Source organism: Micromonospora sp. MH33, assembly GCF_003013775.1.
Taxonomy (GTDB): domain Bacteria; phylum Actinomycetota; class Actinomycetes; order Mycobacteriales; family Micromonosporaceae; genus Micromonospora; species Micromonospora fulviviridis.
Genome location: NZ_MUYZ01000029.1, coordinates 1 through 15,515, shown reverse-complemented (window position 1 = coordinate 15,515; position 15,515 = coordinate 1). Strand labels below are relative to the sequence as shown.

Annotated in this window: 11 protein-coding genes and 1 pseudogene; 6 read left to right on the top strand and 6 right to left on the bottom strand. The window is 72.5% G+C overall.

Annotation, left to right across the window (positions count from 1 at the left end; genetic code table 11):
- Nucleotides 1–10: 10 nt before the first annotated feature.
- The 3 genes from purL to purS form a co-directional block, all read right to left on the bottom strand.
- Complete coding sequence (purL, locus tag B0E53_RS07620) at nt 11–2,746, bottom strand: phosphoribosylformylglycinamidine synthase subunit PurL (RefSeq protein ID WP_107075359.1); 2,736 nt, start codon at nt 2,744–2,746, stop codon at nt 11–13.
- A 127-nt stretch (nt 2,747–2,873) separates the two neighbouring features.
- A complete protein-coding gene (purQ, locus tag B0E53_RS07615) occupies nt 2,874–3,557 on the bottom strand; it encodes a phosphoribosylformylglycinamidine synthase subunit PurQ (protein ID WP_107075358.1) in 684 nt (227 codons plus the stop codon).
- On the bottom strand, nt 3,554–3,817 hold the full coding sequence (gene purS, locus B0E53_RS07610) for a phosphoribosylformylglycinamidine synthase subunit PurS (RefSeq protein WP_091315782.1): 264 nt from the start codon (nt 3,815–3,817) through the stop codon (nt 3,554–3,556). Before purS ends, purQ begins: the two co-directional genes overlap by 4 nt.
- A 471-nt stretch (nt 3,818–4,288) precedes the next feature.
- Here purS and B0E53_RS07605 point away from each other — a divergent pair, with 471 nt between their 5' ends.
- Nucleotides 4,289–4,972: a DUF1986 domain-containing protein gene (locus B0E53_RS07605; RefSeq protein ID WP_107075357.1), complete on the top strand. Its 684-nt coding sequence runs from the start codon at nt 4,289–4,291 to the stop codon at nt 4,970–4,972.
- Nucleotides 4,973–5,101: 129 nt separating this feature from the next.
- Nucleotides 5,102–5,563: a YbjQ family protein gene (locus B0E53_RS07600; RefSeq protein WP_210405981.1), complete on the top strand. Its 462-nt coding sequence runs from the start codon at nt 5,102–5,104 to the stop codon at nt 5,561–5,563.
- 5 nt (nt 5,564–5,568) lie between these two features.
- Here the strand turns inward: B0E53_RS07600 and purB are convergent, their stop codons facing one another.
- A complete protein-coding gene (purB, locus tag B0E53_RS07595; RefSeq protein WP_107075356.1) occupies nt 5,569–6,990 on the bottom strand; it encodes an adenylosuccinate lyase in 1,422 nt (473 codons plus the stop codon).
- A 58-nt stretch (nt 6,991–7,048) separates the two neighbouring features.
- Nucleotides 7,049–7,300, bottom strand: a complete 252-nt coding sequence (locus B0E53_RS07590) for a hypothetical protein (RefSeq protein WP_107075355.1) — start codon at nt 7,298–7,300, stop codon at nt 7,049–7,051.
- Nucleotides 7,301–7,507: 207 nt separating this feature from the next.
- Between B0E53_RS07590 and B0E53_RS07585 the strand changes: the two genes are divergently transcribed.
- Together B0E53_RS07585 and B0E53_RS07580 are read left to right on the top strand one after the other, a co-directional pair.
- Entirely contained in the window at nt 7,508–9,829 is a 2,322-nt protein-coding gene (locus tag B0E53_RS07585) for a right-handed parallel beta-helix repeat-containing protein (RefSeq protein ID WP_107075354.1), read from the top strand.
- A gap of 206 nt (nt 9,830–10,035) precedes the next feature.
- Nucleotides 10,036–12,372, top strand: coding sequence for a right-handed parallel beta-helix repeat-containing protein (locus B0E53_RS07580; protein ID WP_107075353.1), 2,337 nt, complete (start codon nt 10,036–10,038; stop codon nt 12,370–12,372).
- A 51-nt stretch (nt 12,373–12,423) separates the two neighbouring features.
- On the opposite strand, the gene B0E53_RS07575 is transcribed toward B0E53_RS07580, so the two are convergent.
- Entirely contained in the window at nt 12,424–13,716 is a 1,293-nt protein-coding gene (locus B0E53_RS07575) for an acetyl-CoA C-acetyltransferase (RefSeq protein ID WP_107075352.1), read from the bottom strand.
- A gap of 54 nt (nt 13,717–13,770) precedes the next feature.
- On the opposite strand from B0E53_RS07575, the gene B0E53_RS07570 reads away from it, so the two are divergent.
- Nucleotides 13,771–15,129 carry a 3-oxoacyl-ACP reductase gene (locus B0E53_RS07570; protein ID WP_107075351.1) on the top strand — a complete coding sequence of 453 codons (1,359 nt, stop codon included), beginning with the start codon at nt 13,771–13,773 and terminating at the stop codon, nt 15,127–15,129.
- Nucleotides 15,126–15,515 (top strand): annotated as a pseudogene (locus B0E53_RS07565) (hypothetical protein); the annotation flags it as partial. The gene B0E53_RS07570 and the pseudogene B0E53_RS07565, both read left to right, overlap by 4 nt.

Here is a 15,515-nt window from a genome sequence, read left to right as displayed (position 1 = left end):
GGCCAGAGCCTCAGCGCTGATCCGGCGCGGGGTGCTCGTCGGCGTCACCGGTAGCCGTCGCGGAGCCGTCCGGGCCGGGCGCCGCCTCGGGAGCGTCGCCGGCAGCGTCGGACGTGGCGTCGGCGACCTCCGCCGGAGCCTCGTCGCCCGGAGCCTGGTCCGTCGCGGTGCCGTCGGCCGCCGGAGCGTCCGCGACCTCCCCGGGGACGGCCGCCTCGACCTCGGTCTCCGCCGGAGCGGAGCCCGCCCGCGCGATCGGCTCGGCGTCGACCTCGGCCGGGTCGACACCGACCGGCTGCTCGGCGGTGGCCGGCAGGACGGTGGTGGTCCCGGTACGGGTGGCCTCCACCTCGACCCGGGCCGCCTCCGCGCCGCCGAAGAGGCGCGGCAGGGTGGCGGTGTGCGCCTCGCGCAGCTCGTCGAGGCCGATCCGGAACTGGCCGTGCACCTCCAGGGCGCCGCCGGCCGGGTCGGTGACCCCGATGAACTCCCACGGCACCCCGCGCTCGGCACAGAGGGCGGTGAACGCCTTCTCGTGCCCGCGCGGCACCGACACCAGCACGCGGCCGGCGGACTCGCTGAACAGGAAGACGAACGGCATCGAGCCGCCCGCGAAGTGCTCCGGCAGCACCACCCGGGCGCCGACCCCGCGCCGCAGGCTGGACTCGACCAGGCTCTGGGCGAGACCACCGTCGGAGAGGTCGTGCGCGGAGCTGAGGTGCCCGACCCGGGCCGCGTCGGCGAGCAGTTCGGCGAGCTGCCGCTCGCGGGCCAGGTCGACCTGCGGCGGGATGCCGCCCAGGTGCTCGTGGGTCACCCAGGCCCACTCCGAGCCGGAGAGCTCGACGTGCGTCTCGCCGAGCAGGAAGAGCTGGTCGTGGTCGCCGGCCGGCCGCGGCACGAAGCCCATCGGCACCCGGTCCGCCACGTTGTCCAGCACGCCCAGCACGCCGACCACCGGGGTCGGGTGGATGGCCGCCGCGCCGGTCTGGTTGTAGAAGCTGACGTTGCCGCCGGTCACCGGGATGCCCAGCTCCAGGCAGCCGTCCGCCAGGCCGCGGACGGCCTCGGCGAACTGCCACATCACGCCGGGGTCCTCCGGCGAGCCGAAGTTCAGGCAGTTGGTCACGGCGATCGGCTTCGCGCCGGTCACCGCCACGTTCCGGTACGCCTCGGCCAGCGCGAGCTTCGTCCCGTGGTACGGGTCGAGGCGCGCGTACCGGCCGTTGCCGTCGACGGAGAGGGCCACGCCGAGGCCGGTCCGCTCGTCGATCCGGATCACGCCGGAGTCCTCCGGCTGGGCGAGCACGGTGTTGCCCAGCACGTACCGGTCGTACTGCTCGGTGACCCAGGTCTTGTCGGCCAGGTTCGGCGACGCGATCATGCGGAGCAGGGTCTCCCGGAGCGCCTCCGGGTCGCTCGGCCGGGGCAGCGTCTCGGCCCGGTCGGCCTGGAGCAGGATCAGGTCGGCCGGCTCACGCATCGGGCGGGCGTAGACCGGCCCGTCGTCGACCAGCGAGCCCGGCGGCACGTCCACGACCATCTGGTCGCGCCAGGTGATCAGCAGCCGGCCCGGCTGGCCGTCCGGCGACGGCGGGGTGACCTCGCCGATCGCGGTGGCGAGCACGCCCCACTTCTCGGCGGTCTTGAGCACCGCCTCCAGCTTGTCCGGCGCGACCACCAGCAGCATCCGCTCCTGGGACTCGCTGGCCAGGATCTCGTGCGGCTCCATCGAGGGCTCCCGCAGCGGCACCCGCTCCAGCCAGACCCGCATCCCGGTGCCGGCCGCGGCGGCCGTCTCGGTGAGCGCGCAGGTCAGGCCGGCGCCGCCGAGGTCCTGGATGCCGACGACCAGCTCGGCGTCGTACAGCTCGAGGCACGCCTCGATGAGCAGCTTCTCGGTGAACGGGTCACCCACCTGCACGGCCGGGCGGCGCTGCTCGCTGCCCTCGTCGAAGGTGGCGCTGGCCAGCACCGACACGCCGCCGATGCCGTCCCGGCCGGTCTTGGCGCCCATCAGCACCACGACGTTGCCGGGGCCGGCGGCCTCCTTCTTCTGCAGCCGGTCGACCGGCAGCACGCCGAGGCAGAGCGCGTTGACCAGCGGGTTGCCCTGGTAGCAGGGGTCGAAGACCACCTCGCCGCCGATGTTGGGCAGGCCGAGGCAGTTGCCGTAGCCGCCGACCCCGGCCACCACGCCGGGCAGCACGCGGGCGGTGTCCGGGTGGTCGGCCGCGCCGAAGCGCAGCGGGTCCATCACGGCGACCGGGCGGGCACCCATGGCCAGGATGTCCCGGACGATGCCGCCGACGCCGGTAGCCGCGCCCTGGTAGGGCTCGACGAAGCTCGGGTGGTTGTGCGACTCGACCTTGAAGGTCACCGCCAGCTCGTCGGAGACCTGGACCACGCCGGCGTTCTCGCCGATGCCGGCCAGCAGCCGGTCGCTCGGCGGCGCCTTCTCACCGAACTGGCGCAGGTGCACCTTGCTCGACTTGTAGGAGCAGTGCTCGCTCCACATGATCGAGTACATGGCCAGCTCGGCCTGGGTGGGCCGGCGGCCGAGGATGTGCCGGATCCGGTCGTACTCGTCGTCGCGGAGGCCCAGCTCGGCGTACGGCTGGAGCTCTTCGGGGGTGCCGGCGGCCCGGGGCACGGTGTCCACGCCGAGGGCCCAGTCCTCGGCCGGGCCGGCCTGGGGCACCACGCCCGGCGTCTCCCGCAGGGCCGGGTCCGGATGGGTGGTCATGACCTCTCCTCGCTGCGCTCGCCGCCGTGGCGGCGGGTGAGCCGACCGATGATCCCGCCGCGTACGGCCACCGAGCCGATCTTCGTTCGCGACTGCGGGGCTCGCAGACCCGGCTCGCTCCTCACGCTCACGCCGGGGCCCCCACCAGGTGCTTGAGCACCGAGGTGAAGAAGCCGAGGCCGTCCAGGGAGGGGCCGGTGAGCGCCTCCACCGCGTGCTCGGGGTGCGGCATGATGCCGACCACGTTGCCGGCCTCGTTGGTGATCGCGGCGATGTCGCGCTGCGATCCGTTGGGGTTGCCGCCGACGTACCGGGCGACGACGCGGCCCTCGGCCTCCAGCCGGTCCAGCGTCGACGGGTCGGCGACGTAGCAACCCTCGCCGTTCTTGACCGGGATGAGCACCTCCTGGCCGGGCTGGAACGCGTTGGTCCAGGCGGTGTCGACGGCCTCGATCCGGAGGACCTGGTCGCGGTTGCGGAAGTGCAGGTGCTGGTTGCGGGTGAGCGCGCCGGGCAGCAGGTGGGCTTCGCAGAGGATCTGGAAGCCGTTGCAGACGCCGAGCACCGGCAGTCCGCCGCGGGCGGCGTCGACGATCGTCCCCATCACCGGGGCGAACCGGGCGATCGCGCCACAGCGCAGGTAGTCGCCGTAGGAGAAGCCGCCGGGCAGGACGACGGCGTCCACGCCGTGCAGGTCCGGGTCGCCGTGCCAGAGCCGGACCGGTTCGGCGCCGGCGATCCGGACGGCCCGGGCCGCGTCCCCGTCGTCGAGCGAGCCGGGGAACGTCACCACACCGACCCGGGCGGTCACGAGCGCGCGTCCGCGGTCTCGTCGGCCTCGACCAGGTGGACGGTGAAGTCCTCGATGACCGGGTTGGCGAGCAGCTTGTCGGCGATCTCCCGGGCCCGGTCCAGGTCCGGTTCACCGGTGAACTCGATCTCGATCCGCCTGCCGATCCGGACCGAGGCGACGTCGCTGACGCCGAGCCGGGGCAGCGCGTTTGCGACGGCCTGGCCCTGAGGATCGAGGATCTCGGGCTTGAGCATGACGTCGACGACGACGCGAGGCACGGGGCACTCCTGACTGTGTACGCAGTTGGGTGCCGGCCCACAACGGGCGAGCGCAGCCAGCCTACCTGGCAGATACCGTCCCGCCCGAACCGGCCGGGGCCGGGTCAGGCAGTGATCGGCGTGACCGGCCGCCCGGACGGAAGGCCGATGCACGTTCGTTGCGGCGTCGATACGAATTTGTTGCCGGGCGCGGCTGCCGGCTCGCGGCGACAGGCCCCTCACCAGGCATTTCGCCGCACGCCCCCGGCGGCGGGACCGGTTTCCGACAGACGGCCGGCCCGTCCCGCCCCAGCCGTCCGACCGATCCGCCGATTTCAATCGAGCCCTTGTGACGAACATCAGCCGACCCTTAGCATTCATCGCCAAGCGTCGATGAGTTCATCGACCGGCCCGCCGGGTCCACCCCGCCCCGGCCGGGTCACCCCCTGCCCGGCGACCCCCGGGCGTCCGCCCGCAGAAGGAGTCCCCGACATGCGCCTCCGTCCCCTGCTCGCCGTGCTGACCACCGCCCTCGCCGGCGTGCTCGCCACCGCCTCCGGCGCCGCCGCCGCACCGGCCGGCCCGCAGCCGATCATCGGTGGCAGCACCGTCTCGTCCGCCCCGTGGGCCGCCGCCGTGTTCAGCAACGGCTCGTTCACCTGCTCCGGCAGCGTCATCGCGTCCCAGTGGGTGCTCACCGCCCGGCACTGCGTCAGCGGCTCGATGTCGGTCCGGGTCGGCAGCGTCTACTACGCCTCCGGCGGGGTCACCCGCACCGTGAGCGCCTCCTACACCCGCTACGACCTGGCCCTGCTCCGCCTCTCCAGCGCGGTCAGCACCTCCGCCGTGACGCTGGCCAGCAGCAACCCGCCGGTCGGCTCCACCAACTCGATCTACGGCTGGGGCATGACCTGCTACAGCGGCTGCGGCGCGTCTCCCCAGCTCAAGACCGCCAACGTGCAGGTGACCAGCACCAGCGCCACCGACGCCTACGGCGGCCAGGCGATCCGCAGCACCCGGATCAACGGCAACGCCTGGCGGGGCGACTCGGGCGGCCCGCAGTTCTACAACGGCCGGCAGGTCGGCGTCGCCTCCACCGCCGACGGCTCCAGCATCCAGAACTACGGCAGTGTCGCGTACAACCGGTCCTGGATCACCTCGGTGGCCGGTGTCTGACGGTTAGCGCCGGTGCGGCGCGGATGGGCCGGTGGCACCCCGACCGTCCGCGCCGCGCCGTTTTGCAGCATCCGGTCAGTTGAACACGGCTCACGAACCGGCCGCCCGGCGGCTGACAGCATCGGAACCGTGCTGGTCGTGACGACGGATCAACTGCCTGGCTACGAGATCCGCCAGATCCTCGGCGAAGTGGTCTCCTCGATGGCGCGGACCCGCAACCCGTACCGCGAGGGGGTCAAGAACCTGCGCGGTGGCGCCTACGACCCGATGGCGCCGGACAACCTCACCCGCTGGCGTACCGACTCGGTGGCCCGGCTCGGCGAGGAGGCCCTGCGGCTCGGCGCGAACGCGGTGATCGGCATGCGCTTCGACAGCCGCGACTGCGGCGAGATGTGGATGGAGATCTGCGCGTACGGGACGGCGGTGATCGCCGTACCCAAGACGCCCGACGTCATGCCGGCGGACCAGCCGATGATCGCGGCCGAGACCGCCCACGACGCGGAGATCGCCTCCGCCCCCGGCGGCATCGCCGAACCGGCCAGCGCCCCCAACCTCCGAACCGCCGGCGAAACACCCACCCCCGGCTCGTGAGCCGGTCAGAGGATGGGGGGCGGGGAGTAGGCGGCGGCTTCGGGGTGAGCTTCCACGATCCTGGTGATGCGGGCGGTGACCCGGTCGACCTGGGCTCCGGCGGCGCCCACGAAGGCGTTGCGGTCGGCGACCAGGGCGTCGATCTCGGCCCGGGTCAGGCCGAGTCGGCCGTCGGCGGCGAGGCGGTCGAAGAGGTCGTTCTCGGCGGCGCCCTTCTCCCGCATGGCCAGCGCCACGGCGACCGCGTGCTCCTTGATCACCTCGTGCGCGACCTCCCGGCCGACGCCCCGGCGGACCGCCGCGACCAGGATCTTGGTGGTGGCCAGGAAGGGCAGGAAGCGCTCCAGCTCCCGGTTGATCACCGCCGGGTACGGGCCGAACTCGTCGAGCACGGTGAGGAACGTCTGGAACAGCCCGTCGGCGGCGAAGAAGGCGTCCGGCAGGGCCACCCGGCGGACCACCGAGCAGGAGACGTCACCCTCGTTCCACTGGTCGCCGGCCAGCTCGCCGACCATCGACAGGTAGCCCCGGATGATCACCGCGAAGCCGTTCACCCGCTCCGACGAGCGGGTGTTCATCTTGTGCGGCATCGCGCTGGAGCCCACCTGGCCCGGCTTGAAGCCCTCGGTGACCAACTCCTGGCCGACCATCAGCCGGATCGTGGTGGCCAGCGACGACGGCGCGGCGGCGACCTGGGCCAGCGCGGAGAGCACGTCGAAGTCCAGCGAACGCGGGTAGACCTGGCCGACGCTGTCCAGCACCCGCGCGAAGCCCAGGTGCCCGGCGACCCGGCGCTCCAACTCGGCCACCTTGTCGGCGTCGCCGTCGAAGAGGTCGAGCTGGTCGGCGGCGGTGCCCACCGGCCCCTTGACGCCGCGCAGCGGGTAGCGGTCGATCAGGTCCGTCAGCCGCTCGTACGCGATCAGCAGTTCCTCGGCGGCGGAGGCGAAGCGCTTTCCCAGCGTGGTGGCCTGCGCGGCGACGTTGTGCGACCGGCCGGTCATCACCAGGCCCGAGTATTCGTGGGCGTGCCAGGCCAGCCGGGCCAGGGTGGCGACCATCCGGTCCCGGATCAGCTCCAACGAGGCCCGGATCTGGAGCTGCTCGACGTTCTCGGTGAGGTCCCGGGAGGTCATCCCCTTGTGCACGTGCTCGTGCCCGGCGAGCGCGCTGAACTCCTCGATCCGGGCCTTCACGTCGTGCCGGGTGACCCGCTCGCGCTCGGCGATCGAGGCCAGGTCCACGTCGTCGACCACCCGCTCGTACGCCTCGACCACCCCGTCCGGCACCGGCACGCCGAGGTCCCGCTGGGCCCTCAGCACGGCGAGCCAGAGCCGCCGCTCCATGCGTACCTTCTCCTCCGGCGACCAGAGGGCGACCAGCTCGGGCGAGGCGTACCGGTTGGCGAGCACGTTCGGGATCGTCACGGGGCCATTCTTTCGTACCCGCAGACCAGCGCTCCGGTCGCCCCGAGCCCGGCCGTGATCAGGGCGGGGCGGGACGGCCGGTGAGGGCATGGTAGAGCCCGGCGCAGGCGTCCTCCTCGGTGTCGAAGCGCTGGCGGACGTCGTGCACCCCGCGCTCGTAGAGGCCGATCTCCCAGCCACCGCCCGGGGCGTGGCGGAGGAACCAGAAATCGGCAGGGACCGGCACGTGCTCGTGCACGCCTTCCAGCTCGAAGGTGTCGGGCGACAGTCCCGCAGCCAGCAGGGCCCCGCGTACCTGATGCCGGTCCATGCCCACCTTCCGCCCGTTGGAGCCGATGATGGACGGGCTCTCACCATGAATGCGGGCTTTGTCCCTTCGGCCACCTGATCGGGGCATCTCGGCGACCTCGAAATCCGGCGTCCGTTATGCCGGCCGGGACAGCGGGACACCTGCCGATGGGCAAAGATCATCCTCGGCTCTCCCTGGGCCCCCTCCCTCCTCGAACCGAGGATCCACATGCGCAAACCTCTCTTCGCCGGGCTCACCGCGGCCGCGTTGACCGGCGGCTCACTCCTGGCCTTCGCCGGCGCGGCACAGGCCGCGGACAGGGCGACCCTCTTCGTCCGACCGGCGGCCACCTACTGCTCCGACACCGGGCCCGGCACCTACGAGCAGCCGTTCTGCTCGATCGGCGCCGCCGCGTCCGTCGTCTCGGCCGGGCAGACCGTCGAGCTCAGCGGCGGCGTCTACCGGGAGCACGTCACCGTCACCCGGTCCGGCACGCCGGATGCGCCCATCGTCTTCCGGGGCAGTTCCTCCAGCTCGCAGCTGATCGGCCCGGCGGGCGGAATCACCATCGACGGCCAGCACGACATCAGGATCGAACGGATCCAGGTCCCCGGTGCGGCCGACGGTCCCGCACTCGACATCCGCAACGCCACCCGCGTCACGGTCGAGGGCGGCGGCTACTCCCTGACGAGCGGTGTGACCGGGACGGTCGTGCGCCTCTCCGGTGTCACCGACTCGGTCCTGAGCAACTTCTTCGTCTCCGGCAGTTCGCTGACCACCGGCATGTTGCTGGACGACACCACGTCCGGCGTACGCCTGTCGGCGGTAGGTGTCATCGGCAACCCGAACGACCCCGTCGAGCAGAGCGTCGGGATCCGGATCGAGGGCTCCGACAACACGATCGTCGGCGGTTCCTTCCAGCGCTTCACCGGAGCCGCCGTCAGTGTCGCGCCGAGTGCGCGCGGGACGACGGTGGTGAACAACGAGATCGGCGAAGGGCTCGGCTACGGCGTCCACAACGCGGGCGCCGCCGGCACGGCGATCACCAACAACACCATCACGGATCGCTGCCGCGGCGGCGTCCGCGTCGACGGCGGCTCCACCGGCGTCTCGGTGCAGAACAACCGGCTCGTCAAGAGTCGCGATCACAGCTGCCCGTCACCGCCCGGGCACGGCGTGCAGATCGCCGTCGAGGGCAGCGCCACCGCCGACACGGTGGTCGACTACAACCTCGCCGACCTCTACCTGTCCGGCTCCTCGGCGATCTATTCCTGGAACGGCACCCGGATGGGCCTGGCGGCCTTCCGGACCGCCTCCGGGCAGGCCGCCCACGACCTCGACACCCCGGGCCCGACGGGCGGATACGACTCGGCGAACTCGGCCGCTCCGGGCTTCCCGGCGACCGACCGCAACGGCACCGCCCGGGTGGACGACCCGGCGGTCCCCGACACCGGCGCCGGGCCGCTGCCCTACGCCGACCGGGGGGCGGTCGAGACCGTCCGCGGCCCGGACAGCCGGTTCGCCCTCACGCCGGACCTCGACACCGGCTCGGTCACCGTCGACGCCTCCGCCACCGTGCCGGGGGTCGCGCCCATCGCCACCTACCGGTTCGACTTCGGCGACGGCACGGTCGTCACCCAGGCCACGCCGGTCGCCACCCACCGGTACGCCACCCGGAACACGTACAGCGTCTCCGTCCTTGCCACCGGCACGGACGGCCGCAAGGACGACACCACCCACCCGGTGAGCGTGCTGCCCCGCACCGGCACCGTGGGCCTGCTCACCACGTCCGCCCTCCGGTACGTCGCCCCGATGGCCAACGTGCCGTGGTCCGCGCTCGGCGCGGACCGGCCGGATCTCGGCCCGACCGCCCGGCTCGACCTGGTCGATGCCGGCGACGGCAAGGTGGCCCTGTTCCTGCGTTCGGCCGGCCGGTACGTCACCGCCGACACGGCCGGGGCGGCGCTGACCTACCAAAGCGTGGTGGTCGGTGACACCGAGCGGTTCACCCTGGTCCGCAACGCGGATGGCACAGTCAGCCTGAAGTCGGTCGCCAGCGGCAGGTACGTGACCGCGACCGCGAACGCGACCACGCCGCTGATCGCCAACGGCACGACCGTCGGCACCGACCAGAAGTTCTACCGGGTTGACGTCGCCAACGCGGGACGCACCCTGAAGGCGGGCGCCAACGGCCGCTTCGTCACCGCCGACAGCGGCAGTGTCAAGCCGCTGATCGCCAGCGGCACCGGCGCCGGCACCGCACAGCGCTTCGACGTGCTCGACCTCGGCGGCAGCAAGGTGGCGCTCCTGGCCTGGGCCAACCGGCTGATCGTCTCCGCGGACGGCGCCGGCGCCAAGCCGCTGATCGCCAACCGCACCAGCGCCGGAGCCTGGGAGAAGTTCACCCTGGTCCGCAACACCGACGGCACGGTCAGCCTCAAGGCGGCGGTCAACAGCCGCTACGTCACCGCGGACAGCGGCGGCGCCAAGCCCCTGATCGCCAACCGCACCGCCATCGGCCCCTGGGAGAAGTTCACCCTCGGCAGCTGAGCGCACGACGACCGACGCCCGCCCGGCTGCGACAACCGGGCGGGCGTCGCCGTTCCTGCCGAGATCAGCGCTCCGGGATCGCCGGCACGCCCAACTGAGAATCGCTGCCCGAAACGCCGACCGGGGCAGCGGGGACACATCCCGATGAGTGAAGATCAAGCCCCCGGCCCCTCCGGGTTCCCTTTCCTCCTCGACCGAGGACGCACATGCGCAATTCCTCCGTCGCCGGGCTCACCGCACTCGCGCTGACCGGCGGTTCCCTGCTGACCTTCGCCACCCCGGCCCGGGCCGCCGACGCGACGGTCCTTTACGTCCGCCAGACGTCGACCGCCTGCTCCGACACCGGTCCTGGCACCGCGGCACAGCCGTTCTGCTCAATCAGCGCCGCCGCGGCTCTCGCCTCCGCCGGTCAAACAGTCGACGTGAGTGGCACGTACCGTGAACGCGTCACCATCGGCGCCTCTGGCACGCCCGAGGCGCCGATCGTGTTCCGGAGTTCCGCCAACACCATCGCCGTCCTGACCGGTCCGACCGCCGGATTCACCATCGACGGGCAGCACGACATCACGATCCGGAACCTCAAGGTCATCGGAGCGACGGACCTCCCCGCCCTCGATGTCCGCAACGCCTCGGACATCACCGTCGAAGGCGGCGGCTTCAGCATGGCGGACAACACCGCGATCACCGCCGTGCGGTTCTCCGGAGTCCACCGGTCCTCCATCACCCGCTCCTTCGTCTCTGCCCGGCCGCTCGCCGCCGGAGTGCTGCTGGACGGCACCACGTCAGGCGTGCGGCTGGAGTCAATGTCGATCACGGACGCCCCCGCGGCGACCCCGGTCGACCAGAGCGCCGGCATCCGGATCGAAGGCCCCGACAACACGGTCGTCAACAACGTCGTCAGGGGCTTCACCGGAGCTGCCATCGCCGTTCAGCCCGGTGCCAGCGGAACGACGGTGGTGAACAACGAGATCAACGGAGGCGCCGGTCACGGCATTCACAACCACGGTGCCAGCGGCACGGCGATCACCAACAACACGGTGCGGGACCGCTGCCTCGACGGCATCAGGGTCGACGGCGACTCCACCGCGGTCTCCGTGCAGAACAACCTCCTCGTCATGAATGGGCCCTTCGGGCAGACCGACTGCACGTCGCCTGGCGGCCCCGGCGTGGAGATCGCCGTGCAGGACGGCGCCGTCACCGACACGCTTGTCGACTACAACAACGCCAACCACTACAACCCCGGGTCCTCGACGATCTACGCGTGGAACGGCAGCCGGATGAGCCTGGCCGCCTTCCAGGCCGCCTCCCGCCAGGCCACCCACGACCTGGACACTCCCGGGCCGAGAGCAGGTTATGACTCGGCCAATTCCGCCGCTCCCGGGTTCTCGATGACCGACCGGGTCGGCACCGCCCGGATCGACGACCCGGCGGTGGCGAACACCGGCGTCGGTCCGCTGCCGTACGCGGATCGCGGCGCCCTGGAGACCATCCGCAGTCCGCAGGCTCGAATGACCGTCAAACTGGATCTCGACACGGGCACGGTCACGGTCGACGCCTCCACGTCGGAACCGGGCGTCGCGCCCATCGCCTCCTACCGGTTCAGCTTCGGTGACGGCACGGCCGCCACCCAGGACACCCCGGTGATCACGCATCGCTACACGACCCGGGGCGACTACACCGTGAGTGTCGATGTCGCCGGCACCGACGGACGGATGAACTCGACCGGGCAGATGGTGAGCGTCCTCCCCCGGACCGGCACCATCGGCCTGCTCACCCTTTCCGCGCTCCGGTACGTGGCTCCCATGGCCGCCGTGCCCTGGCCATCGCTCGGGGCGGACCGCTCCACGCTCGACGCGGGCGGCCAGTTCGACCTCGTCGACGCCGGTGGGGGGCAGGTGGCGTTGTTCGCACGCGCGAGCGGGCAGTACGTCGCGGCGGACGCTGCCGGTGAGGCGGCGGTGAGCTACCAGGGCCAGGCTGTCCTCACCAACCATCGGTTCACCCTGACTCGCAACGCCGACGGCACCATCAGCCTGAGATCGCAGTCCAGCGGCAGATTCGTGACCGCAACGCCGAACGCGAGCACCCCGCTGATCGCCAACGGTCAGAGCATCGGCATCGAGCAGAAGTTCTACCGGGTCAACGTCACCGATGCCGGCCGCTCGTTCAAGGCCGGCGCGAACGGCAAGTACGTCACCGCCGAGAACGCCGGCGCCAAGCCGCTGATCGCGACCCGGACCGCGGTCGGCCCCTGGGAGCGGTTCGACCTGGTCGACCTCGGCAACGGGCAGATCGGCGTGTTCGCCCATGCGAACAACCGCTTCGTCTGCGCGGACAACAGCGGCGTCAACCCGCTGATCGCCAACCGGCTCAGCGCCGGCGCCTGGGAGAAGTTCACCCTGGTCCGCAACACCGACGGCACGGTCAGCCTCAAGGCGGCGGTCAACAGCCGCTACGTCACCGCGGACAGCGGCGGCGCCAAGCCCCTGATCGCCAACCGCACCGCCATCGGCCCCTGGGAGAAGTTCACCCTCGGCAGCTGACCGCAATGCAGGACGCCCGCCCGGATCCATCGACCCGGGCGGGCGTCGGCGTCAGCGCTCCAGGATCGCGGTCACGCCCTGCCCGCCGGCCGCGCAGATGGAGATGAGCCCACGCCCGCTCCCCTTCTGGTCGAGCAGCTTGGCGAGGGTGGCCACGATCCGGCCGCCGGTGGCCGCGAACGGGTGCCCGGCGGCCAGCGACGAGCCGTTCACGTTGAGCCTGTCCCGGTCGATCGACCCGAGCGGCGCGTCGAGGCCGAGCCGCTCCTTGCAGAACTCCGGCGACTCCCAGGCGGCCAGCGTGGCCAGCACCTGCGAGGCGAACGCCTCGTGGATCTCGTAGTAGTCGAAGTCCTGGAGGGTCAGCCCGGCCCGGGTCAGCATCCGGGGCACCGCGTACGCGGGGGCCATGAGCAGCCCCTCGTCGCCGTGCACGAAGTCGACCGCCGCCGTCTCCGACCAGGAGAACCACGCCAGCACGGGCAGGTGGTGCTCGCGCGCCCACTCCTCCGACGCCAGCAGCACGGTCGACGCGCCGTCGGTGAGCGGGGAGGAGTTGCCGGCCGTCATGGTGGCCCGTTCGGCGTCCGGCCCCTTGGCGCCGAAGACCGGCTTGAGCGAGCCGAGCTTCTCCAGGGTGGTGTCCGGGCGGAGGTTCTGGTCGCGGGTGAGCCCCAGGTAGGGGGTCATCAGGTCGTCGAAGAACCCCTTCTCGTACGCGGCGGCGAGCCGCTGGTGCGAGCGGAGCGCCAACTCGTCCTGGGCCTGCCGGTCGACGTTCCAGCGCAGCGCGGTCTTCGCGGCGTGGTCGCCCATCGACAGCCCGGTACGCGGTTCGGCGTTGCGCGGGATCTCCGGCTTGAACGGCTGGAGCGGGCGGAGCTTGGCGGCGATCTTCAGCCGCTCGCCGAGCGTACGGGCGGAGTTGAGCTGGATCAGGGTGCGGCGCAGGTCCTCGTTGACGGCCAGCGGCGCGTCGGAGGTGGTGTCGACGCCGCCGGCGATGCCGACCTCGATCTGCCCGAGCGCGATCTTGTTGGCCACCAGGATGGCGGCCTCCAGCCCGGTGCCGCAGGCCTGCTGGATGTCGTACGCCGGGGTGTGCGGGTCGAGGCGCGAGCCGAGCACGACCTCGCGGGTGAGGTTGAAGTCCCGGGAGTGCTTCAGCACGGCGCCGGCCACCACCTCGCCGACCCGCTGGCCGGCCAGCCCGAACCGGGCGACCAGCCCGTCCAGCGCCGCACCGAGCATGTCCGCGTTGGACGCGTGCGCGTAGCGCGAGTTGGACCGGGCGAAGGGGATGCGGTTGCCGCCGATCACCGCGACCCGCCGGACACTCTGCACGATCGGCCTCCTCGAAGCTGTTGCCCGAACCCTACTCGCCAGTAGGCTACGCCTATGACCGACAGGTACGCGAGCTTCGTCCAAACGGGGGCCGGCCGCACGCTGGTCAAGCGCCTCGGGCTGCCCGACCCGCCCCGCCTGCGCCGGCACACGCCGGGCGACCCGCTGGTTCCCGGGCCGGTCCTGCTCGGCTCGTCGGCCGGCGGTCGGCTCGCCGAGCCGGTGGGCAAGGTCCTGACCGCCGCCGGGGTCGAGCTGGTCGACCCGGCCGCCGCCACCGACCCGACCTCCCGCTTCGCGGCCCTGGTGTACGACGCCAGCGGCATCACCGACTCCACCGGGCTGCGCCAGCTCTACGACTTCTTCCACCCGCAGGCCCGGGCGCTGCTGCCCAGCGGCCGGGTGATCGTGCTGGGCAGCCCGCCGGCCGAGTGCGGCTCGCCCCGCGAGGCGACCGCCCAGCGTGCGCTGGAGGGGCTGACCCGCAGCATCGGCAAGGAGTTCGGCCGGGGCGTGACCGCCCAGCTCGTGTACGTCACGACGGACGGCGACGCCGGCACCCTGGTCAGCCTGGAGTCCACCCTGCGCTTCCTGCTCAGCGGCCGGTCCGCGTACGTCTCGGGTCAGGTCGTCCGGGTCGGCGCCGGAACCGCCACCGCGCCGGCCGACTGGGACCGGCCGCTGGACGGTCAGGTCGTCCTGGTCACCGGGGCGGCCCGGGGCATCGGCGCGGCGCTGGCCCGGGTGCTCGCCCGGGACGGCGCTACCGTCGTCGCGCTGGACATCCCGGCCGCCGGCGACGAGCTGGCCGCGGTCGCCAACGAGGTAGGCGGCAGCGCGGTGCAGCTCGACCTGACCGCGCCGGACGCCCCCGCCCGCCTGGCCGAGCACCTGGCGAGCCGGCGCGGCCGGGTCGACGTGGTGGTGCACAACGCCGGCATCACCCGGGACAAGACGCTGGGCCGGATGGACGCCGACCGCTGGGACTCGGTGATCGACGTGAACCTCTCCAGCCAGGAACGGATCAACGACGTGCTGCTGGAGCGCGACCTCATCCCGGCCGGCGGCCGGATCGTCTCGGTCTCCTCGATCGCCGGCATCGCCGGCAACCGGGGCCAGACCAACTACGCGACCAGCAAGGCCGGCGTGATCGGCCTGGTCGACTCCCTCTCCCCGGTGCTGCGCGAGCGGGGCATCAGCCTCAACGCGGTCGCGCCCGGCTTCATCGAGACCCGGCTGACCGCCCGGATCCCGCTGATGATCCGCGAGGCGGGCCGGCGGATGAACAGCCTGGCCCAGGGCGGCCTGCCGGTGGACGTGGCCGAGACGATCGGCTGGCTGTCCTGGCCGGCGAGCGGCGCGGTCAGCGGCAACGTGGTCCGGGTCTGCGGCCAGAGCCTGCTGGGGGCGTGATGGCGCGGCGGAAGCAGCGGCCGGAGGAGCCGGCCGAGGAGCTGTCGGTGCACGAACTGATCGAGGGCCCCACCCAGGACCTCACCTCGGCCCGCGCGGCGCTCGCGGCGCGCGGCGCCCCGCAGCCGTCGGTCGAGGCTACCCAGGACCTGTCCGCGCTGGCCGAGGACCGCACGCAGGACCTGTCCGCGCTGGCCCACGACCGCACCCAGGACCTGTCCGCGCTGGCCGAGAAGCACACCCAGGACGCGCCGGCCGACGACCGCACCCGGGACCTGTCCGGCGCCGCCGCGGCGGTCACGGCGGGCGGTGGGGCCACCCTGACCGCACCGGAGCGCGCCGGGCCGGGCGGTCGCCTGCGCATCGACCTGCCCCGGCTGCCCGCG

Coding starts and splice junctions, on each gene's coding strand:
- purL (WP_107075359.1), bottom strand. CDS start 2,746: ATGACCACCCATCCGGACCCGGCCCTGCGGGAGACGCCGGGCGTGGTG.
- B0E53_RS07580 (WP_107075353.1), top strand. CDS start 10,036: ATGCGCAATTCCTCCGTCGCCGGGCTCACCGCACTCGCGCTGACCGGC.
- B0E53_RS07605 (WP_107075357.1), top strand. CDS start 4,289: ATGCGCCTCCGTCCCCTGCTCGCCGTGCTGACCACCGCCCTCGCCGGC.
- B0E53_RS07570 (WP_107075351.1), top strand. CDS start 13,771: ATGACCGACAGGTACGCGAGCTTCGTCCAAACGGGGGCCGGCCGCACG.
- B0E53_RS07590 (WP_107075355.1), bottom strand. CDS start 7,300: ATGGACCGGCATCAGGTACGCGGGGCCCTGCTGGCTGCGGGACTGTCG.
- B0E53_RS07585 (WP_107075354.1), top strand. CDS start 7,508: ATGCGCAAACCTCTCTTCGCCGGGCTCACCGCGGCCGCGTTGACCGGC.